Source organism: Rhodosalinus sp. K401 (assembly GCF_041365735.1).
In the GTDB taxonomy this organism is placed as follows: domain Bacteria; phylum Pseudomonadota; class Alphaproteobacteria; order Rhodobacterales; family Rhodobacteraceae; genus Rhodosalinus.
The window spans coordinates 1-850 of the sequence record NZ_JBGFSI010000046.1; the positions used below are offsets into that span (position 1 = coordinate 1).

At 70.5% G+C, this 850-nt stretch carries 1 protein-coding gene and 1 pseudogene; both read right to left on the reverse strand.

Going from position 1 to position 850, the window contains the following annotated elements:
• A pseudogene (locus AB6A66_RS17460) lies at positions 1-201 on the reverse strand (hypothetical protein); the annotation flags it as partial.
• The coding region (locus AB6A66_RS17465; RefSeq protein WP_371056901.1) for a phage tail tube protein at positions 201-850 on the reverse strand (650 nt) is incomplete at its 5' end. The gene AB6A66_RS17465 and the pseudogene AB6A66_RS17460, both read right to left, overlap by 1 nt.

Genomic DNA, 850 nt, shown 5'->3' on the forward strand with positions numbered 1-850 from the left:
GGGGATCGCCACCGCCTCGTCGGTCGCGCGCGACGTCTCCGCGTCGTCGCCCGCGCCGGGCACGCCCTCCAGCGCCTCCACCACGTCGGGGTCGCGGCGCGCCTCGGCCATCAGCGCGGTCGTGATGGGCAGGAGTTTCAGGCGCACGCCGCCGGGCATGTCGTGCCAGGCGGGTTTGCGGGTCATGTCGAGTCGGAGCATCAGTACTGGTCCACGTCGTTGATGAGGGTTGCGGTGGCCATGCGGCCGGTGCCGGGATCGCGCGCCGCCTGCCAGTCGAAGGTCGCCTGGATGCCCTGCGGCCCGTCGATCCCGATGCGCGGGCGCGGTAGGTAGACGGCATGGGCGGTCAGCGTGAAGCTCTCGCCCGAGGGCAGCGCGTAGCCGAACACCAGCTCGCAAGGATCGCCGTCGATCGCCTGTTGCAGCAGCGTCTCGTCAGCGAAGCGGACCACCACGTTGCCGGTCAGCGCGGCGATGCCGGGCTCCACGCCCGCGATCTTGCCGTCGGCGCGGATCGTCTCCACCCGGTCGAGGTTATTGGCATAGGTGATCTCGGCCGAGACCAGATTGCCGAGCGCCGTGGCGTCGCGCTGGACGCTCCCGTTGAAGCTGCCGAAGCGCTTGAGCGCGGGCTCGGTCAGGGTGCCGGCCTGGCTGGTGGCGCTCTTGTCCTCGCCCTGCGCGATCACGCCGACGGTCGCGGTCACGAGGCCCGAACGCTCCATCGACCACTGCAGCTGGTTCACCCGGCAGCCGGGATACATCGCGTAATGCGGCACCTCCGGCAGGCCTTTCTCCAGCGCGAAGCTCGGCAGGTCCCAGGCGCCCGACTGGAACTCATGGGTGT